Source organism: Streptomyces tibetensis (genome assembly GCF_040647715.1).
Classification (GTDB): Bacteria; Actinomycetota; Actinomycetes; order Streptomycetales; family Streptomycetaceae; genus Streptomyces; species Streptomyces tibetensis_A.
In genome coordinates this window covers 1-25,961 of record NZ_JBEZCR010000003.1, presented here as the reverse complement: position 1 = coordinate 25,961, position 25,961 = coordinate 1, and the positions used below count along the sequence as shown (strand labels likewise).

Here is a 25,961-nt window from a genome sequence, read left to right as displayed (position 1 = left end):
GCGGTGAAACACGGTGAACACCCCCAAGGACACCACCGTCCAGGCGGCGGGCTGCGTCCTGTGGCGCCGGTCCCCGGCCACCGGCGAGCCGGAGCTCTGTCTCGTCCACCGGCCGAAATACGACGACTGGTCGTGGCCGAAGGGGAAACTGAAGCGTGGCGAGGACGCACTGGCCGGAGCACTGCGCGAGGTGGCGGAGGAGACGGGCTGCCGGGCCGTGCCGGGCCCCGAGCTGTCCGCCCAGCGCTACCTGGCGGGCGGCCGCCCCAAGCGGGTCCGCTACTGGGCGGCCGAGGCGGTGAGCTGTGCGTTCTCGCCGACGGACGAGGTGGACCGGGTGCTGTGGCTGACGCCCGCCGCCGCCCGCGACCGTCTCACGCAGCCCCACGACCGGCCCCTGGTCGAGGAGCTGCTCGCCGTTCTGCACCTGCCCCGGGCGGGTGGTTGACCGGACGGTACCGTTTCGTCCGCAAAAGCGGAATGCCGTCGTTCTCTCCCCGTGAGCATTCCGTGACCTCACCAGGCCTTAGGCAGGGGTTCACCCCTCGTTCATGTGCGGCCATCGACGCCTTCACCTGATCTGCCTAATTTCGGCCTTACCGACGCGAGCCGCGCCTGCTGAGTGCGGCCACGTCCGCGACATCTCGTCTTTCGCACGCCGCCGATCAGGACGGCGGCTCCTGGAAGGAACTCAAGTGAAGCTTCAGCGCATGAACCGGCGGGCCCTCGCTCTCGGTGCTCTCGCCGTCTCCGGCGCCCTGGCCCTCACGGCGTGCGGCTCCGACGACACCGGCGGCGCCTCCAACGGCGGCGGTTCCTCCAACGCCGCCGCGCCGAGCAACGTCAAGTGCGACGACGCCAAGGGCCAGCTGCTGGCCGACGGCTCCTCCGCGCAGAAGAACGCCATCGACGCCTGGGTGAAGCAGTTCACCGCGGCCTGCCAGGGCCTGCAGATCAACTACAAGGGCGGCGGCTCCGGCGCCGGCGTCACCGCGTTCACCCAGGGTCAGGTCGCCTTCGCCGGCTCCGACTCCGCGCTGAAGCCCGACGAGGTCACCGCGTCCAAGAAGGTCTGCAAGGGCGGCCAGGGCATCGACCTGCCGATGGTCGGCGGCCCGATCGCGGTCGGCTACAACGTCGACGGCGTGGACAACCTCGTCCTGGACGCCCCGACCCTGGCGAAGATCTTCAACGGCAAGATCACCAACTGGAACGACGCGGCGATCAAGAAGCTGAACCCCGACGCGAAGCTCCCGGACCTCAAGATCCAGGCCTTCCACCGCTCGGACGACTCCGGCACCACGGACAACTTCACCAAGTACCTGATCGCCACCGCCAAGAGCGACTGGCCCTACGACGGCGGCAAGACCTGGCAGGCCAAGGGCGGCCAGTCCGCCTCCGGCTCCTCCGGTGTCGCCCAGCAGGTGAAGCAGACCAACGGCGCCATCGGCTACTTCGAGCTGTCGTACGCCAAGGACGGCCTGAAGACGGTCGACCTCGACACGGGCGCCGCCCAGCCGGTCAAGGCCACCGTCGAGAACGCCACCAAGGCGATCTCCGAGGCCAAGGTCGTCGGCACGGGCAAGGACCTCTCCCTGCAGCTGAACTACGGCACCAAGGCCGAGGGCGCCTACCCGATGGTCCTCGTCACGTACGAGATCGTCTGCGACAAGGGCAACAAGTCCGACACCCTGCCCGGCACCAAGGCGTTCCTGCGCTACATCGCCTCCGAGGACGGCCAGAAGGTCCTCTCCGAGAACGACTACGCGCCGATCCCGGCCGACATCATCTCCCAGGTCCGCACCACCATCGAGGGCCTGAGCTGACCCGCGTGCGGCCCGGCCTCCTCCCCGGGGCCGGGCCGCACCGTCCGGTGCACCGCCGCCAGTGGCCGTACCCCGCGTACGGCTCCGCAGACCGGAGAACCCGATGGGCACACCCACACAGATAACCGACGCACCTCCCCCCGCCTCGCAGCCCACCGTCGACAAGCGCGCCGCGCGCGGGGCCACCCGGCCCGGAGACCGGATCTTCCTCGGTCTGTCCCGCGGTTCGGGCATCCTGCTGCTGGTGATCATGGCCGCGATCGCGGTCTTCCTCACCTACCGCGCCTCCCTCGCGATCAGCAAGGACCAGGGCAACTTCCTCACGACCTTCCAGTGGGACACCAACCTCGTCCCGCCGAACTTCGGCATCGCCGTCCTGGCCTTCGGCACGGTCGTCTCCTCGATCGTCGCCATGGTCATCGCGGTCCCGGTCGCCGTCGCCATCGCGCTGTTCCTCACGCACTACGCCCCGCGCCGGATGCGCGGGCCCATCGCGTACGTGATCGACCTGCTCGCCGCCGTGCCGTCCATCGTCTACGGCCTGTGGGGCGCCCTCGTCCTCGTGCCGCACATGACCGGCCTCCTCGGCTGGCTGAACGACTACTTCGGCTGGACCGGCGTCTTCTCCTGGGAGGGCGGCGCCCCCCGGTCGATGCTGACCGTCGGCATCCTGCTCGCGATCATGATCCTGCCGATCATCACCAACGTGAGCCGCGAGGTCTTCCGCCAGGTCCCGCAGATGCACGAGGAGGCGGCCCTGGCGCTCGGCGCCACACGCTGGGAGGTTATCCGCATGGCGGTCATCCCCTTCGGCCGCTCCGGCGTCATCTCCGCGTCGATGCTCGGCCTCGGCCGCGCCCTCGGCGAGACCATGGCCGTGGCGACCGTGCTCTCCCCGACCTTCGACATCCAGGCCAGCCTGCTCGACCCGGGCGGCGGCACGTTCGCCCAGAACATCGCCAGCAAGTTCGGTGAGGCCACCGAGTTCGGCCGCGACGCGCTGATCGCCTCCGGCCTGGTCCTGTTCGTCATCACCCTGCTGGTCAACGGCGCGGCCCGCGCGATCATCGCCCGCCGCAAGGAGTACTCGGGGGCCAACGCATGAGCACCGCGACCGTCACCCCGAAGGGCCCCAGCACCCTGCGCGGCGCCCGCCTGCCCAAGTGGTCCCCGTACGCCATCGCCGCCGGCTCGATCGCCCTCGCGATCGTCATCGGCCTGGCCGGCGGCCTGCACAGCCGCGTCCAGTGGGGCCTGATCGCCGCGATCCTCTACGTGGCCGGCACCTACGCCGTCGCCGCGGCCGTCGAGGGCGGGCGGCAGGCCAAGGACCGCATCGCGACCTCCTTCGTGTGGGTCGCGTTCCTGCTCGCAGTCGTCCCGCTGGCCTCGCTGATCTGGTCGACCGTCACGCGCGGCGTGAAGGTCCTCGACGTCTACTTCCTGACCCACTCCATGGGCGTCGTCGCCGACACCGAGCCCGGCGGCGGCATCTACCACGCCATCCTCGGCACCCTGGAGCAGGTCGGACTCGCCACGGTCATCGCCGCGCCGGTCGGCGTGCTGACCGCGATCTACCTCGTCGAATACGGCCGGGGCAACCTCTCCAAGGCCATCACGTTCTTCGTCGACGTCATGACCGGCATCCCGTCGATCGTCGCGGGTCTGTTCATCCTCAGCCTCATGCTGATGTTCGACATGCAGCCCTTCGGCTTCGCCGGCTCGCTGGCCCTGGCCATCCTGATGATGCCGGTCGTCGTGCGCTCCACGGAGGAGATGCTCAAGCTCGTCCCGAACGAGCTGCGCGAGGCCTCCCTGGCGCTCGGCGTCCCCAAGTGGCGCACCATCCTGAAGGTGGTCCTGCCGACCTCCATCGGCGGCATCACCACGGGCATCATGCTCTCGATCGCCCGTATCACCGGTGAGACCGCCCCGGTCCTGCTGCTGGTGTGGGGCAACGCGTTCATCAACGCCAACCCCTTCGAGGGGGCGCAGGCCTCGCTGCCGCTGTACATCTACCAGCAGTACGCGAACAGCGCGGGCTCCGGTGCGGCGTACGACCGTGCCTGGGCGGCGTCGCTCACCCTGATCGCCTTCGTGATGCTCCTGAACCTGGTGGCCCGCGGGATCGCCCGCTGGAAGGCCCCGAAGACCGGTCGCTGACGCGACACTCTGCGGCTACCGCCGCGCGGGGCCACACAGCGACCCCCCGGACTTTTTGGAAGTGAAGTAGTCATGGCCAAGCGAATCGACGTAAGCGGACTGACCGCCTACTACGGCTCCCACAAGGCGATCGAGGACATCTCGATGACCGTCGAGCCGCGCTCGGTGACGGCGTTCATCGGCCCCTCGGGCTGCGGCAAGTCGACGTTCCTGCGCACCCTGAACCGCATGCACGAGGTCACCTCGGGCGGCCGCGTCGAGGGCAAGGTCCTCCTCGACGACGAGGACCTCTACGGCACGGGCATCGACCCGGTGTCGGTCCGCCGTGAGGTCGGCATGGTGTTCCAGCGTCCGAACCCGTTCCCCACGATGTCGATCTTCGACAACGTGGCGGCGGGACTGCGGCTGAACGGCAACTACAAGAAGAGCGAGCTGTCCGACATCGTCGAGCGCTCCCTCAAGGGCGCGAACCTCTGGAACGAGGTCAAGGACCGCCTGAACAAGCCCGGCTCGGGGCTGTCCGGCGGCCAGCAGCAGCGTCTGTGCATCGCGCGGGCGATCGCGGTCGAGCCGAACGTCCTGCTCATGGACGAGCCCTGCTCGGCACTCGACCCGATCTCCACGCTCGCCATCGAGGACCTGATCGGTGAGCTGAAGGAGCGCTTCACGATCGTCATCGTGACGCACAACATGCAGCAGGCGGCCCGCGTCTCCGACCGCACGGCGTTCTTCAACCTCGCGGCGGTCGGCCAGCCCGGCAAGCTCATCGAGATAGACGACACGGAGCGCATCTTCTCCAACCCGTCGGTCCAGGCCACGGAGGACTACATCTCCGGCCGCTTCGGCTGAGCCGCCGCCTCATCCGGTCCGCCGAGTCTCCTCGCGGTGCTGCATGGCGGTGCCACCGCGAGGCCGAAAAAGGGCCCGCCCCCGGCTCCCGGGGGCGGGCCCTCTCGTCTGCGTCCGGCGCGCTACAGGAACGCCAGATTCACGATCCAGAAGGACGCCGCAGCCACGATCGCCGCGGCCGGCATCGTGATGAACCACCCCAGGATGATGTTCTTGGCGACACCCCACCGCACGGCGTTCACGCGCTTCGTGGCGCCCACGCCCATGATCGCGGAGGTGATGACGTGCGTCGTGGAGATCGGCGCCTTGAAGAGGAACGCCGTCGTGAACATGATCGACGCGCCCGTGGTCTCCGCGGCGAAGCCCTGCGGCGGGTCCAGCTCGATGATCTTCCGGCCCAGCGTCCGCATGATCCGCCAGCCACCGGCGTACGTGCCCAGCGACAGCATCACGGCGCACGCGATCTTGACCCACACCGGGATCGGATCGCCGTAGTCCTCGACATCGGCGATGACGAGCGCCATCACCACGATGCCCATGGTCTTCTGCGCGTCCTGCAGACCGTGCCCCAGCGCCATGCCGGCCGCCGAGACGGTCTGCGCTATCCGGAAACCGCGCTTGGCCTTGTGCGGGTTGGCCTTCCGGAAGATCCACAGGATCGCGGTCATCACCAGATAGCCGGCCAGCAGACCGACCACCGGGGAGATGAACATGGGGATGACGACCTTCTCCAGCACCCCGCTCCAGTAGACGGTCGTCCCGCCGGCCAGCGCCGCCCCGACCATGCCACCGAACAGCGCGTGGGACGAGGAGGACGGCAGCCCGAAGTACCAGGTGACGAGGTTCCAGACGATCGCGCCCACCAGCGCGGCGAAGAGGATGCCCATCCCCTTCGACCCGGTCGGTGTCTGGATCAGCCCTTCACTGACGGTCTTGGCGACACCGGAGCCCATGAACGCACCGGCGAGGTTCATCACCGCGGCCATGGCCAGCGCGGCCTTCGGCGTCAGCGCCCGCGTCGAGACGGACGTGGCGATCGCGTTCGCGGAATCGTGGAAGCCGTTGGTGTACGTGAAGAAGAGCGCGACCGCGATGGTCACGATCAGAGCGAGGGTGTCCATGAAGGGCTCAGGACTCCTTGACGGCGATGGTCTCCACCGTGTTCGCCACGTGCTCGAACGCGTCCGCAGCTTCCTCGAGCACGTCCACGATCTGCTTGAGCTTCAGTACGTCCATGGCGTCGTACTTGCCGTTGAAGAGGTGTGCCAGCAGCTTGCGGTGGATCTGGTCGGCCTGGTTCTCCAGCCGGTTGACCTCGATCCAGTACTCGGTGAGGTTCTCCATCGTCCGCAGGTGCGGCATCGCCTCGGCCGTCAGCTCGGCAGCGCGCGCCAGTACCTCGATCTGCTGGTCGACGCCCTTGGGCAGTTCCTCGACGTTGTAGAGGACGACCAGGTCGACGGCCTCCTCCATGAAGTCCATGATGTCGTCGAGCGACGAGGCGAGGGAGTAGATGTCCTCGCGGTCGAACGGCGTGATGAACGAGGAGTTCAGCTGGTGGAAGATCGCGTGCGTGGCGTCGTCACCGGCGTGTTCCGCTGCCCGCATACGCTCTGCGATCTCGGCCCGGGCGGATGAGTCCGCCCCGAGCAGTTCCATCAGGAGCTTGGAGCCCGTGACGATGTTGTCCGCGGAGGCGGCGAACATGTCGTAGAAGCTCGTCTCCCTGGGGGTCAGACGAAAGCGCACGTGGGGTCCTCGGGGTGCTTCGGTTTCGGTCAGGCTGATGCTAGGCGCAACATCCGGCCACGGCTATCGGGCCGCCCACCAGTGTCGCCCATCGGGCACAGTGGTGAGCACGGGGGCGGTTCCCAGGGCCGTATACCCCGCAAACTCCGGTACCATATACCCACCAGGGGTATATGTCGGCCCACTGCCCACCAGGAGGAAGCGATGACGGACGTGACCGACACAACAGATGTCGTACATGTCACCACCGGCAGCGCCGAGACCGCCGGTGCGGACGCGACGACCGATCACGACCACGGTGTGCACGGGTACCACAAGCAGAAGGACGAGCACCTCAAACGCCTGCGCCGCATCGAGGGCCAGATCCGCGGCCTGCAGCGCATGGTCGACGAGGACGTCTACTGCATCGACATACTCACGCAGGTCTCCGCCTCCACCAAGGCCCTGCAGTCCTTCGCCCTGCAGCTGCTGGAGGAACACCTGCGGCACTGCGTCGCGGACGCTGCCCTCAAGGGCGGTGACGAGATCGACGCGAAGGTGAAGGAGGCGACCCAGGCGATCGCCCGCATGCTGCGGACGTGAGCCGGGCCCCTCGGCCCGTGGTCAGCCCCTGGAGGTATCCCGCTCCTCGGCCACTTTCAGCACCTCGTCGATGCTTTCCAGACTGAGCCGCTCGCGGGCGGCCGAGGCCGCGATGATCAGCTCTCCGCACAGCTCGATCTCGGCGAGGGCCACGTGGTCCTGAACTGCCGTACCGCCGACCGGAGCCACGTGCATCACCTCATCTCTGCCGTTGCCGACTTCCTAGAGTAGGGAGCGGCCTACACACCGCGCATGGCACGGACGGGCTAGTTCACGCCGGTCACTCCTCGGCGATCCGGCCCGCGTAGATGTCCTCGGTCCGGGGCAACCGTACGCGCACCGAGGCCCCGAAATCGAAGAGCAGCGTCGTCGAGGCGACGGCGACCGGGCTCTTCTGCTGCCCGTTGAGGAAGCTGAAACGGTGCCTGACCTTGCGGATGCGTCCCTCGTCGTCGAGGTAGGCGTCGAACGGCACTTCGGCGGTGGCGAACCCCTTGGCCGCCGCCTTCAAGGGTTCCTCGTTCCCCTTCGACGCCCGCCGGGCCGCGTCGGCGAGGTCCGCCGTCCCCCGGTAGTGGCGCACTCCGGTTCCCGCGACCTCCGTCCTGCCCACGTAGGTCGCCGTCCGCGTCCCCAGCAGAACCTCGGCCGCCGTGAACGGGTCGGTGGCCCCACCGGTGACGAGGTTCCCGTCGGACAGGGTCCGGGTGTCCACCCGTACCCACTTGTCGGCGGGCACACCGGCACCCCGGTTCTTCATGAACAGCGCACCCGGCGCGAGCAGTTCGGTGATCGGCCGGCGCTCGGCCACCCCCGCGGGATCCTGCGGCAGCAGCACCTTCAACCGCCCCATCCGCTCGCGGTAGTCGTACACCCCGGCGCCACGGATGGTCACCCGGGTCCCGCCGGCGGCCATCTCCATCGACGTACGGGCCTTGGAGCTCCCCGCGCCGACGAGCCGGTCGGCGGACTGCCGCAGCACGGTGACCGCTTCCCCGCCGCGGGAGTCCCCGGCGGCCGCGTCATCCCCGGAGCACCCCGCGGACCCCAGTCCCGCCCCGGCCAGGATCACGGCGGCGACGACCGTCGCACCCGTCCGCCTGTGCCACCCTTCCCGCTGCCGCCCAGTCATCGCCTGCCTACCCCCAGCCGGGTACGTCCGTCACGGGCCCCCTCGTCGTTCCGGTTAACGACGGCTTTGTGCCCCCGTCACGCGAGCCCGCACCGACCGCCATACGAACCGTTTACCTGAGCTGGGTAACGTTGTCGGCGTGGCGCAGCAGGACGGGCTGGAACTTCCCCCCAACCTCCCGGAACACCGCACGACGACCATGGAGAAGGGCCGTTTCTGCGTGGCCCACTGCATCTGTGGCTGGCGTGGCCCGGCCCGAAGAGCGAGAAGCCAGGCGCGTACGGACGCGGAACGGCACGCGACGGGCTGAGACCGTGGCGGACACTTCCCGGCGGGGCCCCGGCCATGGAACCCTCACCCCCGTCACCCCGTCTCCCAGGACGGAACCACCGGGAGGCCCCATGGAACGGCGCACGATACTCACGGCCGGCACGGCGGCGATCGCCGCGGCCGCGACCCCCTTCACCACCGCCTGCACCCCGTCGGGCAGCCGCTCCGGGGCCACGGCCACAGCCGACGACGCCGTGCGCACCTCCACCACCTCGAGAACCACCTCGAGAACCACCGCCGCGAACTGGTCCGCGCTGGCCCGCGACCTCGACGGCCCCCTGATACGCCCGGGCGACGCCGACTGGGCCGCGGCCCGGCAGCTCTACAACACCCGCTTCGACAACCTGAAGCCCGCCGCGGTCGCGTACGTCTCCCACGCGGACGACATCCGCACCACCCTGTCCTACGCCCGCGCCCACGCCCTGCGCGTGGCGATCCGCAACGGCGGCCACTCCTACGCCGGCTGGTCCTCCGGCGACGGCCGTCTCATCGTCGACGTCTCGAAGCTCAACCGCGTCCGGGCCTCCGGCACGACCGCCGTGGTCGGCGCCGGCGCCAAACTCATCGACGTCTACCGGGCACTCGCCGCGAAGGGCGTCACGATCCCGGCCGGCTCCTGCCCGACCGTCGGCGTCTCGGGCCTCACCCTCGGCGGCGGCCACGGCGTGGTCTCCCGTGCCTACGGCCTGACCTGCGACAGCCTCACCCGGGCCACCCTGATCACCGCCGACGGCAAGCAGCTCACCGCCGACGCCCGCGAGAACAAGGACCTCTTCTGGGCCCTGCGCGGCGCCGGCAACGGCAACTTCGGCGTCGTCACGGAGCTGCACTTCAAGACCCACCCGGCGCCGCAGGGTGTCTCGGCGTACCTGTCCTGGCCCTGGTCGAAGGCGGCCGCGGTGGTGAAGGCCTGGCAGGAGTGGGGCCCGTCGCAGCCCGACGAGATCTGGTCGTCCCTGCACCTGGCGAACGCCGCGGGCGGCACCCCGACCGTCTCGGTCTCGGCGTTCTCCCTGGGCACCTACGGCGAGCTGAAGAACGCCGTCGACCGCCTGGCCGACCGCGTCGGCGCCCCGGCCCGCAGCGTCTCCCTGAAGCGCCGTTCGTACGAGGAGTCGATGGAGGTGTACGCGGGCTGCTCCTCGTTTCCGACGGACGCGCAGTGCCATCTGCCCGGCTCGACCCCGGGCCGGTCGCCGAAGGGCGCGCTGGGCCGCGAGACGTACGCCGCGGCGTCGGACTTCTTCGACCGCTCCCTGTCCACGGCCGGAATCCGCACCCTGCTGGCCCAGATCGCCTCGGTGCGCGGCGGCACCGGCAGCATCGCCCTCACGGCCCTGGGCGGCGCGGTGAACCGTGTCTCCCCCACCGCCACGGCGTTCGTGCACCGCCGCTCGCGCATGCTGGCCCAGTACATCGGCGCCTGGCGGGCCGGCACGAGCGGTGCGACGGCCCGCGACTGGCTGGCCTCGGCCCACAAGGCCATGCGTCCGCACGCCTCGGGGGCGGCCTACCAGAACTACACGGACCCGACCCTGACCGACTGGCGCAAGGCGTACTACGGGGATGCGGCGACGCGCCTGGCGAAGCTGAAGAAGCAGTACGACCCCGACCGCTTCTTCACGTATCCCCAGGCGCTGTGAGGGGTCCTTTCACTCAGGCCCTTTACGCGGCGAGATCCCGCTCCGAGGCCCGTTCGCTGCGGGCCTCGGGGAGCACCGTGTCCTCCCCCTCGGCACGCCCTCTGCTGCGCACCAGCCACCCCAGCCGGGGCGAGCGCTCGACGGCCTTCACCAGTGGCGTCAGCAGGGCCATGGCGAGCGGCGACAGCAGCAGCGCCACGGCGGTGCCCAGCGCGAACCCGCCCACGACGTCCGTCGGGTAGTGCACACCCATGTAGACGCGGATGAACCCGCCGAACAACGCCAGCACGAGCCCGACGAGCCCGAACTTCCGGTTGGCGACGAACAGTCCGACCGCCAGAGCCATGACGATCGTCGCGTGGTCGCTGACGAACGAGTAGTCGGTCTTGCCCTGGACCAGCACCTCGAGACCCTGGTGGTCCAGGAACGGCCGGGGCCGCTCCACGAACCCCCGGATGGGCACGTTGACCAGGACGGCGACGCCGGCGGCCAGCGGTGCCCAGACCAGCGCCGCGACGGTGGACGCCGCGTCCTCGTCGCCACGCCGCCTGACGGACCACCAGCACCACACCACGAGCAGGACGATGGCGAGCAACAGGCCGTACTCGCCGACGTACTCCATGACGCGGTCGAACCACTGCGGTGCGTCCTTGGCCAGGCCATTGATGTCGTAGAGCAGGTCGACGTCAGGGTTCGACCCGGAATCGGCGAGTCCAGCCATGGTGCTGCGGCCCCTTCGTCGTCTGTCCCGGCGCACCCGTGCGTGCGCCGCTGCTGCCACCCCCGTGGTTGTAGATCCGCTTCCGCCGCACGCGTGCGTGACGCGTGCCGAATGGACGTCCGCTCGGCTACGTCAACAGGAACGCATGGTCCCCGTTGATACGTTCCACACTCCACCGAATGATCACGCAGACGTTATCTAAGAGAGACAAGTCTTCGCAGCTCAGGGGGTGGGTTCACGCACGGTTCACACGGTCGTGGGCAGTGCTTTCGCGCCATCTTCGGTGACACGGGTGGCACCGAAGTAGTCAGGGGTGTCGATCGGGTCGAACCGGATGACGGCACCGGTCCGGGGCGCGTCGATCATGTACCCGCCTCCGACATAAATGCCGACATGCCGGATGGCACGGGAATTGGTGAGGTCGTCCGAGAAGAACACCAGGTCGCCGGGGAGCAGTTCGTCCCGCGAGGGGTGCGGGCCGGCGTTGTACTGGTCGTTGGCCACGCGCGGCAGCTTGATGCCCACGGTGTCGTAGGCGGCCTGGGTCAGTCCCGAGCAGTCGAAGCGTCCGCCCTGCTCAGCGGTGCCGGTGCCGCCCCACAGATAGGGCGTGCCGAGCTTCTTCTGCGCGTACTCGATCGCGGCCGCGGCCTGCTCGGAGGGGTCGACCCGCCCGACCGGCGCGGCGAAGCTCTCGGCGAGCGTCGTGATCCGCTTCACGTAGTTGCGGGTCTCCGTGTACGGCGGCACGCCCCCGTACTTGATCACCGCGTACGCCCCGGCGTTGTAGGCGGCCAGCATGTTCTCGGTCGGATTCCCGCCAACCTTCCTCACGTACGAGGCGAGTTCGCAGTCGTAGGAGGCGGCCGAGGGGATCGCGTCCTTCGGGTCCCACACGTCACGGTCGCCGTCGCCGTCACCGTCGATGCCGTGACTGGCCCAGGTGCCGGGGATGAACTGCGCTATGCCCTGCGCGGCGGCCTGGCTCTGGGCCCTGGGGTTGAAGCCGCTCTCCTGGTAGAGCTGCGCGGCGAGCAGGGCCGGGCTGATGGCGGGACAGTGGTTGCCCCACTTCTGCACGAGGGCCGCGTACGCTGCGGGCACCGACCCCTTGGCCAGCGATTTCGCCCCGCCGCCCACGCCGTTGACCAGGTTCCCGGCGACGAGATAGACCCCGACGACGAGCAGCATCACGAAGGCCAGGGCGGAGCTGATCGCAACGCTCGCCACGATCCACGCCTTACGCACCGTCAACCGCCCCTCGCCGCCCAGGAGTCCGTGGGCCAGTGTAGAGGCGGCCGGTACGCCCGGGAATGATCACGGGGAGAAGAGTCGGAGCGGACGGGCGAACCGGGCGCGCACGGGCAGCACGGCGAGAGCACGACGACTCCGCCCGGCGCACGGCGTCGCGCCGCGTCACGGATGCCCCGCCGCTTGCCGTACTCCGGCCGGCGCACGGGACCGTGGCGCGTCACGGATGCCCCGCCGCTTGCCCGTACAGCCGTCGGGCCTCCGCGCCGAGCACCGCGCTGTAGGAGACCCCGGGAGTCGTCCCGCCCTGGTCGTGCCCGCCGAGGACCCCGACGACCTCTCCGTCCCCGTTCACCCAGGGGCTGCCGCTGGTGCCCCCGCTGAAGCCGGGGCACGCGATGCGCTGCTGGGTGCGGCCGAGCGCGGACGGCTTGTCGGTGCAGCGGACGGGCGTCTCGCGGGCGTCGGGGTACCCGGTGACGGTCACTCCGGTGGCCCCCGTCGCCGTACCGGTCACGAACCGGTTCCCGCCGACGACGTCCTGGACCTCCCTGCCGCCCCGCGGCGCGAGCACGGCGAATCCCACGTCACTGTCCTCGTGCCGTCCCTCGACCCACCCGTGCGGCAGGAACCGCCGCTCCACCTTCCACTCCCCGTAGGGCGCACGCCCGTCCCGGTAACCCGGCACGAACACCAGCCCCCCGTCGCCGCCCAGGCAGTGCGCCGCGGTGACGATCAGGTTCCGGTGCGGCGCGTCCACCACGGACGCCGTACAGAAGTGCCCTCCCCCCGCGGCCCTCTGGAGCACCCCGACCCGCGCGTCGCGCACGGTGACGGTCACACCGAAGGGCCCGGCCCCGTCGTCGGCGGTCGCGGTGGACGCGGTGACGAGGGCGACGAGGACCACGGCGACGGTCAGGACGCGCTTCATCCGAGCGACTGTGCCCGACGAAGGTGAGAGGAGCATCAGTCAAGCCGCCCCCATCACAGGGCCATCGAGCCGTCAGCGACAGGTAAGCCCCGCACCCTCTTCAGTAAGGCGGAAGTCAGGGTTCCGATCACCGTCTTGTTGTCACGTACTCAACAAGCGATCGTCGTCGCGGGTCGCCGCCCCCGCCGGGAAACACACCGGCGGTTCCCCCACCCGCAGGCCTCTGCCCACCACTGCCAGGAGGCTGTACCTTGCGCACGACACCCCTCAACTCCCCCACGTCCCGTCTCAGATGGCACCGCGTGGCGTCCGCCGTCACCGCCACCGCCGCACTCCTCCTCACCGGCCTCACCACCGCCGCCCACGCCCAGGCCGCGGACCCGAGCACCGCGAAGGTCACCTGGACCCGCTCCTGCGCCCTGCCCCGCCACCAGGGCGAGATGGCCTGCAACGCCCTGCGCGTCACCGGCGGCCGCACCGCCTTCCAGCAGCAGCACGGCATCTCCGCCAAAGCCGCCGACGCCTCCTCCCCCTCCGGCTACGGCCCCTCCGACCTCCGCAGCGCCTACGGCCTGACCTCCGCCGCCGCGAGCAACGGCTCCGGCCGGACCATCGCCATCGTCGACGCCTACGACGACCCCAACGCCGAGTCCGACCTCGCCGCCTACCGCTCCCACTACGGCCTGCCCGCCTGCACCACCGCGAACGGCTGCTTCAAGAAGGTGAGCCAGACCGGCTCCACCACCGCCCTCCCCGCCCCCGACAGCGGCTGGGCCGGCGAGATATCCCTCGACCTCGACATGGCGAGCGCCGTCTGCCCGAACTGCCACATCACCCTCGTCGAGGCGAAGTCGGCGTCCATGGCCAACCTCGGCACCGCCGTCAACGAGGCCGTCGCCCTCGGCGCCAAGTACGTCTCCAACAGCTACGGCGGCGGCGAGTCCTCCTCCGACGCCTCCTACGACTCCGCCTACTTCAACCACCCGGGCGTCGCCATCACCGTCAGCGCGGGCGACGCGGGCTACGGCGCCGAGTACCCGGCGGCCTCCAAGTACGTGACGGCCGTCGGCGGCACCAGGCTCTCCACGTCCTCCACCCCCCGCGGCTGGACCGAGAGCGTCTGGCGGACCAGCAGCACCGAAGGCACCGGCTCCGGTTGCTCCGCCTACGACACCAAGCCCACCTGGCAGACCGACACCGGCTGCACCAAGCGCATGATCGCCGACGTCTCGGCCGTCGCCGACCCGGCGACCGGCGTCTCCGTCTACGACACCTACGGCGCCGACGGCCAGGGCTGGGCCACCTACGGCGGCACCAGCGCCTCCGCCCCGATCATCGCGAGCGTCTACGCCCTCGCGGGCACCCCGTCCACCGGCTCCTACCCGGCCAAGTTCCCCTACGCGCAGACCACCGCCCTGAACGACGTCACCAGCGGCAGCAACGGCAGCTGCACCACCAGCTACTTCTGCACCGCCCGGACGGGCTACGACGGCCCGACCGGTCTGGGCACCCCGGAGGGACTCGGCGCCTTCACCGGCTGACGCACCTCCCCCCGGTGACAGGCCGTCACCGGGGGACGCCGCCCGGCGCCGTGGGGGCCCGGGACGGCGGGGAAACGAAGGGGCCGCGGCATCCCAGCCGCGGCCCTTTCGCCGTGCCAGGTAGCCTTCACCCGGGGAACACCGGCGCGACCCCTCACCCGACCAGCCGTCAGAAACGGCCCCCAAAGGTGGGAAAGGCCGCGAGAGGGCACAACGACGGAACCGCACACCAGGTTCCGCTCAGGCCTCATTGCCCGGCGTGACCTGCCGTGATACACAGAGTGACCATACGATCCATCGTGCACCGCCCGTCTCCTCCCCTAGGGCCCGGAGCGGAACGGTGGCAAGGTATTCGTACGAAACCCGCCAATCAATGACGCCAAGTCGACATCCGACAGCATCATTGTCGGCGACAATGAGGCCTGACCTCTGCATGACCGCAGAGGGTGCGGAACTACCCAACAGGGGCGGTGACTTACATGCTCTTTGCGGCCGACAAGGGAGACATCAACACCATCATCGGCGGGATCGCTCCGGACTGGGGCCCCTTCGGCAGCCTGGGCAACGAGGCGAAGGTGATGATCGAGGTCGTGATGGCGGTGGCCATCCTGCTCTGCCTCGGCATCGCCATCTGGGGCGCCGCCAAGCAGCGCATCGGAGCCACCGCCCTGCGCGACACCTTCAGCGCGGAACAGGGCAAGGGCCTCATCATCGCCGGCCTCACAGGAGTCTTCATCATCGGCTCCCTCGGCACCCTCTTCACCATCGTGTACGGCATGGCCGTGTAGCCCGGGCGCACCCGTACGCCCGCCGGGACGCCCGGTTCGCTCTCCCTCTCCTCCATCCCACCCGCCCGTCGTGCCCACCGGCTGAGGTTGCGTTTCCCTGATGTCGAGTCACCACACCGCGCCCGCGCGGGAACCAGCACGGCTACCGTCGTACGAGGAGTATGAGAAGTACGACCGGTACGAAGTGTTTCCGCACGACGTCGAGGGGGCGTACGCGGCATGAGTCTCGGTGACGACCACGAAGCCTCCGGCGGCTACGCCGGCACGGGCCAGACCCGCACCCGCCTGCCCGACTCCGGCGACGCCTTCGCCGACCCCCGCCGCCGCTCCTCGTCCCGCAGCCTCGTCACGGTCGTCGGCGTGGTGGTCCTCCTGATCGCAGCGATCGCCTTCGCCAACCGGGGGGACGGCGGCTCGTCCGCTTCGACGGACAGCTCCTCGGGCAAACCGGACTCGACGGCGACCGCCCCCTCCGGCCAGCGCCCCGTCAAGTCCAAGTCCGCCGCCGGCATCCCCTCGGGCTTCGCCCAGGACCAGGAGGGAGCCGAGAGCGCCGCGGCGAACTACGCCGTCGCGCTGGTCTCGGCCGACATCCTCAAGCCGGCGCGGCGGCCCGAGATCGTCCGCCAGGTGTTCGACGCCGACAAGGCCTCCGAGCTGGAGCGGAACCTCGACCAGGTCTACAGCAAGGCGTTCCTGGAGAAGGTCGGGCTCGACGCGAACGGCGAGGCACCCAAGGGCAGTACCTACGTCTCCCGCACGATGCCGGTCGGCACCAAGGTCACCGACTACTCGGGCAACACCGCCACGGTCGAGGTCTGGTGCACGGGCGTGTTCGGGATGACGGGGGAGAGCTCACAGGACCCGGTCACCAACGACTGGTTCACCATGACCCTCCAGCTGCGCTGGACCGACGGCGACTGGAAGGTGGACAGCTTCTCCCAGAAGGAAGGCCCCGCGCCGGTCAACGGCGACAACAGGGTGTCGACGTCGGAGGCCATCTCGAAGGCCGTCGAGGAGTTCGGAGGGTTCACTTATGCCCGGTAGCCCGCACCGCTCAGTCAAGGTCGCCGCAACCCTCACCGCCGTGCAGACCGCACTGGTCCTGTTCGCCACCCGGGCGACAGCCGCTCCCACGCCCTCGCCCAGCCCCAGCAACGACAACTGCTCCCTGCTCTCCGGCCGGGCCCTGGAAATCTGCGAGGGCGACACCGGCGACCGCACCGGCAGCGGTACCTCCCGGCTCGACCCCACCTCCACCCTCGACCCCCTCTCCTCCCTCGCCAAGGGCTGCGCCGACGCCGCCGCCTGGACCGTCGACAAGCTCAGCGACGCCGTGAAGGAGACCGCCAACGTCGACTTCACCAACCCCAAGTTCCTCCAGCAGTACGCCGTCGTCTTCGCCGCCTCGACGATCCTCACGCTCCTGCTCTGGCTCCTGGCCGTCGCCAAGCGAGCCGTCCGCGGCGTCCCCCTGACCACCGCCCTGTCCGAAGCCATCGGCTTCCTGTGGCTCACGGTGCTGGCCTCCGCCTTCACCCCGCTCATCCTCTACACCGTCGTGTCCGCCACCGACGGCATCACCGAGGTCCTCGCCAAAGCCACCGGCGACCAGACCGACGCGTTCTTCGGCACGTTCTCCGAAGCCCTCAAGAAGGGCGAGGACATCGGCGGCGGTCCGATCATGCTGATCGTCGTCTCCCTGGTCAGCATCCTCGCCGCCGGAGTCCTCTGGCTGGAGCTCGTCATCCGCGCCGCGCTCCTCTACGTCGGCGCCCTCCTCGGCACCGTCGTCTACGCCGGCCTCGTCGACAAGAACCTGTGGGGCCACGTCCGCCGCTGGGCCGGCATCATGATCGCGGTCATCCTCATCAAACCGGTGATCGTCATCGTCCTCGGCCTCGCCGGCGCACTCTCCGCCGACGACGGACCCAACGCCTTCTCCGCCGTCGTCTCCGGCCTCGCCATCATCCTGCTCGCCATCTTCGCCAGCGCGATGATCTACCGCTTCGTCCCCGGCTTCGGCGACGAGATCGCCGGCTCCCGCAACAACCGCCTCATGCAGGGCGCCGAGAGCAAGGCCGCCGCGGTCATCAGCTCCCCCGCCACCCTCGTCGCGCAGGGCATCAAGACCCACAGCTCCCGCGCCGACAACAACGGCGGAGGCGGCCAGTCCTCCGCATCCCGGCCCAGCAACCCCGCCTCCGGCGGAGTCGCCGCGCACAGCGCGCGCACCTCGAACGGCGGCGGCGGATCCGTCCCCTCCGCCGCTCCCGCCCCCCGTTCGAGCAGCCCCGTCAACACTCCCCACGCCAGCAACACCCGCAACAGCAGTACCAACCGCACGGGAGGTGAAGGGCGTTGACGACCGAGTCCCACGTGTCCCATCCGGTCACGCCCCGCCGGACGTATCTGATCGGCCGCGCAAGGCCGAACGCGATCATCGGCCGCAACCGCGAGACCGGCGAGATCGCCCTGATCGTCGTGGGCGCGTTCCTCGGCATGATGTGCGGTCTCCTCGTCCCGGTCCTGTCGCTGCGCATCGTGCTGCTCGCCGGGTTCCCGATGCTGGCGCTGGCCGCGGTGTACGTGCCGTACAAGCACCGCACCTTCTACAAGTGGTTCGAGATCAACCGCAGCTACAAGCGGACCCTGAAGCAGGGCACCACCTACCGCTCCGCCGCGATCGAGGCCGGCACCCGGCTGGACGGCAAGGAGATCGAGGTCGGCCCGCCCCCGGGCATCGGCCGCATCACCTGGCTGGCCGCCCCCTTCGGCCCCGACGAGATCGCCGTGCTCCTGCACGCCGACCGCAAGACCGTCACCGCCGCCATCGAGATCGAGGGCCCCGGCGTCGGCCTGCGCGACAGCGAGGACCAGGAAGCACTGGTCGACCGCTTCGGCACCCTGCTCAAGCACGTGGCCAACGGCGACGGCTTCGTCACCCGCCTGCAGATGCTGGCCCGCACCCTCCCGGCCGACCCGGACGCCCACGCCAAGGACGTCGCCGTCCGCGGCGACGACAAGGCCCTGCCCTGGCTCCAGGAGTCCTACGACCAGCTCCAGTCGATGGTGTCCACCAGCAGCGAGCAGCACCGCGCCTACCTCGTCGCCTGCATGCACTACACCCGCGAACTCGCCGCCGAGGCCAACGCCATGGCCCGGGCCGCCCGCGCCCACGGCGGCAAGGTCGACCGGGACGCCGGACTCGCCGTCGTCATGGCCCGCGAACTCACCGACATCTGCTCACGCCTGCAGGAAGCCGACATCCGCGTCCGCCAGCCCCTCGGCCAGGGACGACTGTCCTCCCTGATCCACTCCATGTACGACCCGGACCACCCCATCGACCACATCCAGGCGATGACCAAGCGCAACGCCTGGCCGGCCGAACTGGACGCCATGGAGCCCACCTACCTCCAGGCCAAGACCCGCGAGTCCTCCACCCGCGCCCCCTGGTGCCACGCCACCGCCTGGGTGAAGGAGTGGCCGATGACCCCCGTCGGCGTCAACTTCCTCGCCCCGCTCCTCGTCCACACCCCGGACGTCATCCGCACGGTCGCCGTCACCATGGACCTCGAACCCACCGAGGTCGCCATCGAGCGCATGCTCACCGAGAAGACCAACGACGAGGCCGAGGCGTCCCGCGCCGCCAAGATGAACCGCACCGTCGACCCGCGCGACGTCGCCGCGCACTCCCGGCTCGACCAGCGCGGCGAGGACCTCGCCAGCGGCGCCGCCGGCGTCAACCTCGTCGGCTACATCACCGTCAGCTCCCGCTCCCCCGACGCCCTCGCCCGCGACAAGCGGACGATCAGGGCCTCGGCGGGAAAGTCGTACCTCAAGCTGGAATGGTGCGACCGCGAGCACCACCGCGCCTTCGTGAACACCCTTCCCTTCGCCACCGGCATTCGGAGGTAGGACCTGATGCGGGATCCGCTGTCCGTCCTCACCGACGCCTTCACCTCCTTCCTCTTCGGGAAGGTGGAGACGACCAGGCTCCCGGTGCGCACGTCCACGGGCCAGGCGCAGGCGGTCTACCTCCCGACCGCCGCCCCCGGCCTCGGCGACTCCGGCGTCATCATCGGCCGCGAGGTGTACTCCGGAAAGGGCTACATCTACGACCCCTTCCAGCTCTACGGCCAGCAGCTCCCGGCCCCCCACTGGCTCGTCCTCGGCGAGTCCGGCAACGGCAAGTCGGCGCTGGAGAAGACGTACGTGCTGCGCCAGCTCCGCTTCCGCGACCGCCAGGTCGTCGTCCTGGACGCCCAGGGCGAGGACGGCGTGGGCGAGTGGAACCTCATCGCGCAGGAGCTGGGCATAACCCCCATCCGCCTGGACCCGACGGCGGCCCTGGACATGGGCATCCGCCTCAACCCGCTCGACCCCGCGATCACCACCACGGGCCAGCTCGCGCTGCTCCGCACGATCATCGAGGTCGCGATGGGCCACGGCCTCGACGAACGCGCCGGCTTCGCCCTCAAGGTCGCCCACGCCTACGTCAACGAGACCATCGTCGACCGCCAGCCGGTCCTGACCGACATCGTCGAGCAGCTGCGCCACCCCGAACCCGAGTCGGCCGAGGCGATGAACGTCGCCATAGACGACGTACGGGCCTGGGGCCTCGACGTCGCCCTCGTCCTGGACCGCCTGGTCGACGGTGACCTGCGCGGCATGTTCGACGGCCCCACCACGGTCGGCATCGACCTCGACGCCCCGCTCATCGTCTTCGACCTGTCCCACATCGACCGCAACTCCATCGCCATGCCCATCCTCATGGCGATCGTCGGCGTGTGGCTGGAGCACACCTGGATCCGCCCCGACCGGAAGAAGCGCATCTTCCTCGTCGAGGAGGCCTGGCACATCATCAACAGCCCCTTCGTCGCCCAGCTGTTCCAGCGCCTGCTGAAGTTCGGCCGACGCCTGGGCCTGTCCTTCGTGGCGGTCGTCCACCACCTGTCCGACGTCGTGGACGGGGCCGCCGCCAAGGAAGCGGCGGCGATCCTCAAGATGGCCTCCACCAGGACGATCTACGCCCAGAAAGCCGACGAGGCGAGGGCGACCGGCCGGGTCCTCGGCCTGCCCCGCTGGGCGGTCGAGATCATCCCGACCCTCACCCCCGGCATCGCCGTCTGGGACGTCAACGGCAACGTCCAGGTCGTCAAACACCTGATCACCGAGACCGAACGCCCCCTGGTCTTCACCGACCGCGCGATGACCGAGTCCTCCCGCGACCTCGCCGACGACGCCCTGCACGCCGCCGAACTCGAGGCGGAGGAACGGGCCGCGGCCTTCGTGGAGCACCATCTGGGCGACTCCGAATCAACGGTGGCGTAGACGGCAGGGAGGACGCGTGAGACCGGACGACGACCGCCACACCCAGCGGAACGGCCAGGGAGGCATCCCCGACGGCCTGCTGATCGGCATACTCGCGTTCCTCCTCGGCATGACCCTGCTGGTGTGGACGGCCACCGGCCTCGCCGCCTGGTTCGCCCACGGATCCTGGCCGTCCGGCGTCACCTTCACCCGCACGCCCCTGGCCATGCGCGACCTCGTCGCCCGGCCCCACGACATCCCCGGCGCCTGGCCCGACACACCCCCCGGCGAACTCTCCGGCTACGGCCTGTTCTGGGGCCTGCTCATCGGCCAGCTGATGATCCTCGTCGTCCTGGCCGTGTTCGTGATGGGCACCCTGGCCCGGTGGCGGGCGGTCCGGTCGAGAAACCGGGAGCGAAGGACGGCGGCGCCGGAGGGGCCGACGACGTACGGCACACCGGCCCGGGGAGCCACCGCGTACGAGACACACGAACCCGTACGGCATGAGGTCCCGTCCCCGGCCCAGAACCATGCCCCCACGTCGGCACGACACGCGTCCCCGACCCCGGCGCCACACCATGGCCCCACGTCGACGCCACACGAGGCCCCGCCCCCGGGACAGCACCACGGCTCCCCCGCGGCACAACACGAGGTCCCGACCCCCCGCCGCTCGCCCTCCGACCCGGCGGCGAGCCCCCTGGCCTCCACGACGAGCCCGTTGGACTCCGCGACAAGCGCCCTGCACTCCGCGACGAGCCCGTTGGACTCCGCGACAAGCCCCTTGGTCTCCGCGGCGAGCCCGGCCGGCTCCCCCCAGCCGGCGATCGTCCCAGCGACGACCCCGGCATCTGTGTTCGGGCGGGAACGGGTGGGCGGGTGGGAAAAAATCCTCGTAGCCCCGAGGGAAACCCGCCAAGCCACCGCCACCCAGGCCGTACGCGACGCGGAAGGCCCCGCCCTCGTCGTCACATCGAACCCCACCCTCTGGCAGGAAACCAAGGACGCCAGGGCCAAACTGGGCCCCACCCACCTCTACGACCCCACCCACCTCTGCGACACCCCTTCCCGCCTCCACTGGTCCCCCACCACCGGCTGCGAGGACAAGGCGACGGCAACCGAACGCGCCACCGCCCTGCTCACCCCCGTCCGCCCCGCGGCCAAACTCGACCAGGCCCTCAGCGACACGGCCGCCACCCTCCTGCGGAGCTACCTGCACGCCGCGGCGATCGACGGCCGCACCATCCGCCACGTCCACCGCTGGTCCCAGGGCACTCAGATCCAGGACGCCGTACGCATCCTCCGCACCAACCCCAAAGCGGCCCCCGGCTCCGCGGGCGAACTCGAAGGCACCCTCACGGCCCACCCCGAACGCCGCGACATGGCCCAGCAGCTGACGACCCGTGCCCTCGCCGCCCTCTCCACGGTCAACATCCGCGAAGCCTGCACTCCCAACCGAAATGATGCCCTCGCCTTGGATTCCTTCGTCCACGAAGGGGGCACGCTTTATGTGGTGGGGGAATCCATCGAGGACCCCAGGACCAACCCGGGCGCGATGCCCTTCCTGACGGCCCTCGTCTCGAGCGTGGTCGAGCGCGGCCGGCACATGGCCGAACGGTCATCGGCCGGTCGCCTCGACCCACCAATGACGCTCGTCCTGGACGACGTCGCGGCCGTGGCCCCGCTTCCCCAGCTACCGGAGCTGCTGGCCACCGGAGCGGACCGGGGCATGCCGACCCTGGCCCTGCTCCGGTCCCGCGAACAGGGCCGAGCCCGCTGGCCGCACGACGAACTCCCGGCCTGAGGCCAACCCCCGCACAGGCCCACCCCGCGCAGGCTCATCCCGAACAGCCCGCCTCCGAACAGGCGCACCCCGAACAACCCGACTCCGCGGAGAGGCCAACCCCGAACAACCCCGAAAAGCCCCGCCCCGACAGGCTCACTCCCTCTCGAGCACGAACTCCAACTCCCGCTCCCCCGCGTCCCCGAGCGGCACGATCACTCCACTCGGCAGGAACCCCACCCGCCGATAGAACCGCTGCGCCCGTCCGTTCTCCTCGTGCACGATGAGCCGCACCCGCTCGAGCCCCTGAGCCCACGACCACTCCAGCGCCGCGTCGAACAGCACCTCGGTCAGCCCGCTCCCCCGCTCCTCCGGCCGCACGAACACGCCGACCACATGCCCCTGCTTCCGCTCCACCGGAAACCCGGCCCAGTCGGTCGTCCCGGGCTCCTCCACGAGCACGGTCAGCGTGGCCACCCACCGCCCGTCCGGCCCCTCGGCGATGATCTGCTGCGCCGCGTCCGCCCCCTCGGCGGCCCCCGCCGTCCGCTCCTGCCAGAAGGAGTCCGGCCGGGCCACGGCCTCCTCGTACGTCTCCAGGAAGGCCAGATGGGCCACCGGGTCCCGCAGCGCCACCAGCCGCAGCTCCTTCGCCGCAGGCCACTCATCCGCACGCACGGACCGGATCACATAGCTCATGCGGGCCACGGTAGTACCCGAGTACGACACCCCTCACCCCGATTACCCCGCCGGTCCGACGCCCGCCGCCCCCGCCCGCACGAGCATCGAGGCATGCTGACGGCACACGAACTCACCGAACGCTACGGCGACCGGACGGTCGTCACCGACCTCTCCTTCACCGTCCGCCCCGGTACCGTCACCGGCTTCCTCGGGCCGAACGGCGCCGGCAAGTCCACGACCATGCGCATGCTCCTCGGCCTCGACGCCCCCACCCGCGGCCACGCCACCGTCGCCGGCCACTCCTACGCCACCCACCCCGCGCCCCTCACCGAGGTCGGCGCCCTGTTGGAGGCCCGCGTCCTCGCCCTCGGCATCGGCGCCCCGGCCCGCTCGGTCCCGATGGCCGTCGGCGCCTTCATCGGCCTCGTCATGATCCTCCCGGAGGTACTGGCCGCACTCCCCTACGCGTTCGTCGACGACGCCGCCCGCTACTTCCCCGGCAAGGCCCTGGAGGCCCTCACCACCGCACAGTCGACGCCCGGCACGGTGACCTCCGGCACCGCCCTCCTGGCCATGGCCCTGTGGACGACGGCCGTCCTCACGCTCGCCTCGGCGGTCCTGCGCCGCCGGGACGTGTGACGCGGGCACCGGAACCCCCACCATGGACCCCGTGACGGAAGACCGGGCGCCGGAGCCCCTCACCGAGTACGCCCACCGCTTCACCCGCAGGGTGCGCGCCTTCGACCGACGCCACCCCCTCCTGTGGGACCTGCACGTCGCCGGCTTCTGGGTGACAGCCGCTCTGATCGACTACGCCGGCGGCGGCTGGCGTCACAACGCCCACAACCTCGACGTCCCAGGCTGGCTGCTCCTGACGATGAGCCTCGGCCTCTCGGTCCCGCTCTTATGGCGCCGCACGCACCCCGGGGCCGCCCTGGCGGTCACGATCCCCTTCGCCGTCGCCAACGCCTGGTCCGGCGCGGCCCTCCAAGCGGCCCTGCTGCAGCTGGTCCTCGTCTACCACCTCGCCCTGCGCCGCCCCCTGCGCGACCTGTGGTGGGCGACGGCCCTCGTGCTCACCCCCGTCCTGGTGTCGGCCGTCCGCCACGGGGAGGGCACCTGGGACCAGCAGATCGGCTCCCACCTGATGTCCGTCACGGTGGCCGTCCTCATCGGCGTCACGGTCCGCACCCGCCGCAACTACACCGAGGCGCTGGAGGACCGGGCCCGCCGCCTGGAGACCGAACGCGACCAGCAGGCCCAGCTGGCCACCGCCGCCGAACGTGCCCGCATCGCCCGTGAGATGCACGACATCATCGGCCACAACCTCTCCGTCATCACCGGCCTCGCCGACGGCGGCCGCTACGCCGCCGCCAAGTCACCGGAACGCGCCGCCCAGGCCCTCGACGCCATCGCCGGCACCAGCCGCCAGGCCCTCACCGAACTCCGCCGTCTCCTCGACGTCCTGCGCGAGCAGGAGACGAACCAGCCCGACCTGTCCCCCCAGCCGGGCCTCACCGACCTCGACCGGCTCATCGACGGCGTCCGCTCCGCAGGCCTCCCCGTCAGCATCACCACCCTCGGCGTCCCCGACCTCCCCGCGGGCCGCCAGCTCACCGTCTACCGCGTCATCCAGGAAGCCCTCACGAACACCCTCAAGCACGGCGGCCCCGACGCCACCGCCACGATAGAGCTCTCCTACGAGGAGAAGGCCTCCGTCACCGTCACGATCACGGACACCGGCCACGGCCCCGCCACCGGTCCCGGCCCCGACCGAGGGGGCCGGGGACTTCCCGGAATGCGCGAGCGAACGGCCCTGTACGGCGGCACACTTGAGGCCGGCCCGCGCCCCCGCCCCGAGCAGGGCTGGCGCGTCCGTCTACACCTCCCGGAGGAATCCCCGCAGTGACCACGGTCCTGATCGCCGACGACCAGCCCCTTCAGCGTTTCGGCTCCCGCATGCTGCTGGAGAGCCAGGACGACATGACGGTCGTGGGCGAGGCGGCGAACGGCAGCGAAGCGGTCCGCATGGCCGCCGAGCTCAGCCCCGATGTCGTCCTCATGGACATCCGCATGCCCGGCCTCGACGGCATCGAGGCGACCCGTCGCATCACCGCCGCCGGCGACCGCACCCGCATCCTGATCGTCACCACCTTCGACCTGGACGAGTACGCCTACGCCGGCCTCCGTGCGGGCGCCTCCGGTTTCCTCGTCAAGGATGCCCAGCCCGAGGAGCTCCTCGCCGGCATCCGCGCGGTGGCCACCGGCGACGCGGTCGTCGCCCCCAGCCTGACCCGCCGCCTCCTGGACGCCTACGTCCATCACCTCCCGGCCGGCCCCGACACGGAGACCGGTACACGGGAGGACGCCCGCCTCGCGTCCCTCACCGACCGGGAGCGCGAAATCCTCACGGTCATCGGCCAGGGCTGGACGAACACGGAGATAGCCACGCGTCTTCATCTCGCCGAGTCGACGGTGAAGACCCATGTGGGTCGCATTCTCGCGAAGACCGGTTCCCGTGACCGCATTCAGGCAGTCATTCTGGCGTACGACACGAAGCTGGTTCAGCCGTCGTAAAAGGCCCTGAAACGCAGAAAACCCCCGCATCCGAAGATGCGGGGGTTTTCCCAAAAATTGTTCGGCGGCGTCCTACTCTCCCACAGGGTCCCCCCTGCAGTACC

General features: G+C 70.3%; 25 protein-coding genes and 1 pseudogene. 18 read left to right on the top strand and 8 right to left on the bottom strand.

The window, feature by feature from the left end:
- Positions 1-13: 13 nt before the first annotated feature.
- From AB0B29_RS08620 to pstB, 5 genes are all read left to right on the top strand, one after another.
- Complete coding sequence (locus AB0B29_RS08620) at positions 14-448, top strand: NUDIX hydrolase (RefSeq protein WP_362235783.1); 435 nt, start codon at positions 14-16, stop codon at positions 446-448.
- Between the two features lie 247 nt (positions 449-695).
- The gene (gene pstS, locus AB0B29_RS08615; protein WP_362235780.1) at positions 696-1,826 is read left to right on the top strand and encodes a phosphate ABC transporter substrate-binding protein PstS; all 1,131 of its coding nucleotides are present in this window, start codon (positions 696-698) and stop codon (positions 1,824-1,826) included.
- Between the two features lie 103 nt (positions 1,827-1,929).
- Positions 1,930-2,931, top strand: a complete 1,002-nt coding sequence (pstC, locus tag AB0B29_RS08610) for a phosphate ABC transporter permease subunit PstC (RefSeq protein WP_362235777.1) — start codon at positions 1,930-1,932, stop codon at positions 2,929-2,931.
- Positions 2,928-3,989, top strand: coding sequence for a phosphate ABC transporter permease PstA (gene pstA / locus AB0B29_RS08605; protein ID WP_362235772.1), 1,062 nt, complete (start codon positions 2,928-2,930; stop codon positions 3,987-3,989). The genes pstC and pstA overlap by 4 nt, the downstream gene beginning before the upstream one ends.
- Before the next feature lie 72 nt (positions 3,990-4,061).
- A complete protein-coding gene (gene pstB / locus AB0B29_RS08600; protein ID WP_020269923.1) occupies positions 4,062-4,838 on the top strand; it encodes a phosphate ABC transporter ATP-binding protein PstB in 777 nt (258 codons plus the stop codon).
- A 122-nt stretch (positions 4,839-4,960) separates the two neighbouring features.
- Here pstB and AB0B29_RS08595 read toward each other — a convergent pair whose 3' ends face one another.
- Entirely contained in the window at positions 4,961-5,959 is a 999-nt protein-coding gene (locus tag AB0B29_RS08595) for an inorganic phosphate transporter (protein ID WP_362235770.1), read from the bottom strand.
- Between the two features lie 7 nt (positions 5,960-5,966).
- Entirely contained in the window at positions 5,967-6,587 is a 621-nt protein-coding gene (locus tag AB0B29_RS08590) for a DUF47 domain-containing protein (protein ID WP_362235767.1), read from the bottom strand.
- Between the two features lie 204 nt (positions 6,588-6,791).
- Here AB0B29_RS08590 and AB0B29_RS08585 point away from each other — a divergent pair, with 204 nt between their 5' ends.
- Positions 6,792-7,169, top strand: coding sequence for a metal-sensitive transcriptional regulator (locus AB0B29_RS08585; RefSeq protein ID WP_362235765.1), 378 nt, complete (start codon positions 6,792-6,794; stop codon positions 7,167-7,169).
- 21 nt (positions 7,170-7,190) lie between these two features.
- On the opposite strand, the gene AB0B29_RS08580 is transcribed toward AB0B29_RS08585, so the two are convergent.
- On the bottom strand, positions 7,191-7,364 hold the full coding sequence (locus tag AB0B29_RS08580; RefSeq protein WP_362235762.1) for a hypothetical protein: 174 nt from the start codon (positions 7,362-7,364) through the stop codon (positions 7,191-7,193).
- Between the two features lie 85 nt (positions 7,365-7,449).
- Positions 7,450-8,301, bottom strand: a complete 852-nt coding sequence (locus AB0B29_RS08575; RefSeq protein WP_362235759.1) for a hypothetical protein — start codon at positions 8,299-8,301, stop codon at positions 7,450-7,452.
- A gap of 139 nt (positions 8,302-8,440) precedes the next feature.
- Here AB0B29_RS08575 and AB0B29_RS08570 point away from each other — a divergent pair, with 139 nt between their 5' ends.
- Together AB0B29_RS08570 and AB0B29_RS08565 are read left to right on the top strand one after the other, a co-directional pair.
- Positions 8,441-8,611, top strand: a complete 171-nt coding sequence (locus AB0B29_RS08570; protein WP_362235756.1) for a hypothetical protein — start codon at positions 8,441-8,443, stop codon at positions 8,609-8,611.
- Positions 8,612-8,702: 91 nt separating this feature from the next.
- Positions 8,703-10,274 (top strand): FAD-binding oxidoreductase, encoded by a 1,572-nt coding sequence (locus AB0B29_RS08565; RefSeq protein ID WP_362235754.1) that lies wholly within the window; start codon positions 8,703-8,705, stop codon positions 10,272-10,274.
- Between the two features lie 22 nt (positions 10,275-10,296).
- Here AB0B29_RS08565 and AB0B29_RS08560 read toward each other — a convergent pair whose 3' ends face one another.
- The 3 genes from AB0B29_RS08560 to AB0B29_RS08550 all read right to left on the bottom strand — a co-directional run bounded on the left by AB0B29_RS08560 (position 10,297) and on the right by AB0B29_RS08550 (position 13,177).
- Positions 10,297-10,995: a phosphatase PAP2 family protein gene (locus AB0B29_RS08560; protein WP_362235752.1), complete on the bottom strand. Its 699-nt coding sequence runs from the start codon at positions 10,993-10,995 to the stop codon at positions 10,297-10,299.
- A 246-nt stretch (positions 10,996-11,241) separates the two neighbouring features.
- On the bottom strand, positions 11,242-12,243 hold the full coding sequence (locus AB0B29_RS08555; protein ID WP_362235749.1) for a bifunctional lytic transglycosylase/C40 family peptidase: 1,002 nt from the start codon (positions 12,241-12,243) through the stop codon (positions 11,242-11,244).
- 223 nt (positions 12,244-12,466) lie between these two features.
- Positions 12,467-13,177 (bottom strand): trypsin-like serine peptidase, encoded by a 711-nt coding sequence (locus tag AB0B29_RS08550; protein ID WP_362235746.1) that lies wholly within the window; start codon positions 13,175-13,177, stop codon positions 12,467-12,469.
- A 251-nt stretch (positions 13,178-13,428) separates the two neighbouring features.
- Between AB0B29_RS08550 and AB0B29_RS08545 the strand changes: the two genes are divergently transcribed.
- The 7 genes from AB0B29_RS08545 to AB0B29_RS08515 all read left to right on the top strand — a co-directional run bounded on the left by AB0B29_RS08545 (position 13,429) and on the right by AB0B29_RS08515 (position 22,620).
- Positions 13,429-14,718 (top strand): S53 family peptidase, encoded by a 1,290-nt coding sequence (locus tag AB0B29_RS08545; protein ID WP_362235743.1) that lies wholly within the window; start codon positions 13,429-13,431, stop codon positions 14,716-14,718.
- Between the two features lie 479 nt (positions 14,719-15,197).
- Positions 15,198-15,506, top strand: a complete 309-nt coding sequence (locus tag AB0B29_RS08540) for a hypothetical protein (RefSeq protein WP_003991275.1) — start codon at positions 15,198-15,200, stop codon at positions 15,504-15,506.
- 219 nt (positions 15,507-15,725) lie between these two features.
- On the top strand, positions 15,726-16,553 hold the full coding sequence (locus AB0B29_RS08535) for a hypothetical protein (RefSeq protein WP_362235740.1): 828 nt from the start codon (positions 15,726-15,728) through the stop codon (positions 16,551-16,553).
- Positions 16,543-17,871, top strand: a complete 1,329-nt coding sequence (locus tag AB0B29_RS08530; RefSeq protein WP_362235737.1) for a hypothetical protein — start codon at positions 16,543-16,545, stop codon at positions 17,869-17,871. Before AB0B29_RS08535 ends, AB0B29_RS08530 begins: the two co-directional genes overlap by 11 nt.
- Positions 17,868-19,424 (top strand): SCO6880 family protein, encoded by a 1,557-nt coding sequence (locus tag AB0B29_RS08525; RefSeq protein WP_362235735.1) that lies wholly within the window; start codon positions 17,868-17,870, stop codon positions 19,422-19,424. The genes AB0B29_RS08530 and AB0B29_RS08525 overlap by 4 nt, the downstream gene beginning before the upstream one ends.
- A gap of 6 nt (positions 19,425-19,430) precedes the next feature.
- The gene (locus AB0B29_RS08520; RefSeq protein WP_362235732.1) at positions 19,431-20,840 is read left to right on the top strand and encodes an ATP-binding protein; all 1,410 of its coding nucleotides are present in this window, start codon (positions 19,431-19,433) and stop codon (positions 20,838-20,840) included.
- Between the two features lie 16 nt (positions 20,841-20,856).
- Positions 20,857-22,620, top strand: coding sequence for a TraM recognition domain-containing protein (locus AB0B29_RS08515; RefSeq protein ID WP_362235729.1), 1,764 nt, complete (start codon positions 20,857-20,859; stop codon positions 22,618-22,620).
- Between the two features lie 135 nt (positions 22,621-22,755).
- On the opposite strand, the gene AB0B29_RS08510 is transcribed toward AB0B29_RS08515, so the two are convergent.
- Entirely contained in the window at positions 22,756-23,298 is a 543-nt protein-coding gene (locus tag AB0B29_RS08510; RefSeq protein WP_362235727.1) for a GNAT family N-acetyltransferase, read from the bottom strand.
- 93 nt (positions 23,299-23,391) lie between these two features.
- Here AB0B29_RS08510 and AB0B29_RS08505 point away from each other — a divergent pair.
- The 3 genes and pseudogenes from AB0B29_RS08505 to AB0B29_RS08495 form a co-directional block, all read left to right on the top strand.
- Positions 23,392-23,661 (top strand): annotated as a pseudogene (locus AB0B29_RS08505) (ATP-binding cassette domain-containing protein); the annotation flags it as partial.
- A 280-nt stretch (positions 23,662-23,941) separates the two neighbouring features.
- Positions 23,942-25,189: a sensor histidine kinase gene (locus AB0B29_RS08500; protein ID WP_362235724.1), complete on the top strand. Its 1,248-nt coding sequence runs from the start codon at positions 23,942-23,944 to the stop codon at positions 25,187-25,189.
- Entirely contained in the window at positions 25,186-25,857 is a 672-nt protein-coding gene (locus tag AB0B29_RS08495) for a response regulator transcription factor (RefSeq protein WP_362235721.1), read from the top strand. The genes AB0B29_RS08500 and AB0B29_RS08495 overlap by 4 nt, the downstream gene beginning before the upstream one ends.
- Positions 25,858-25,961: the final 104 nt, after the last annotated feature.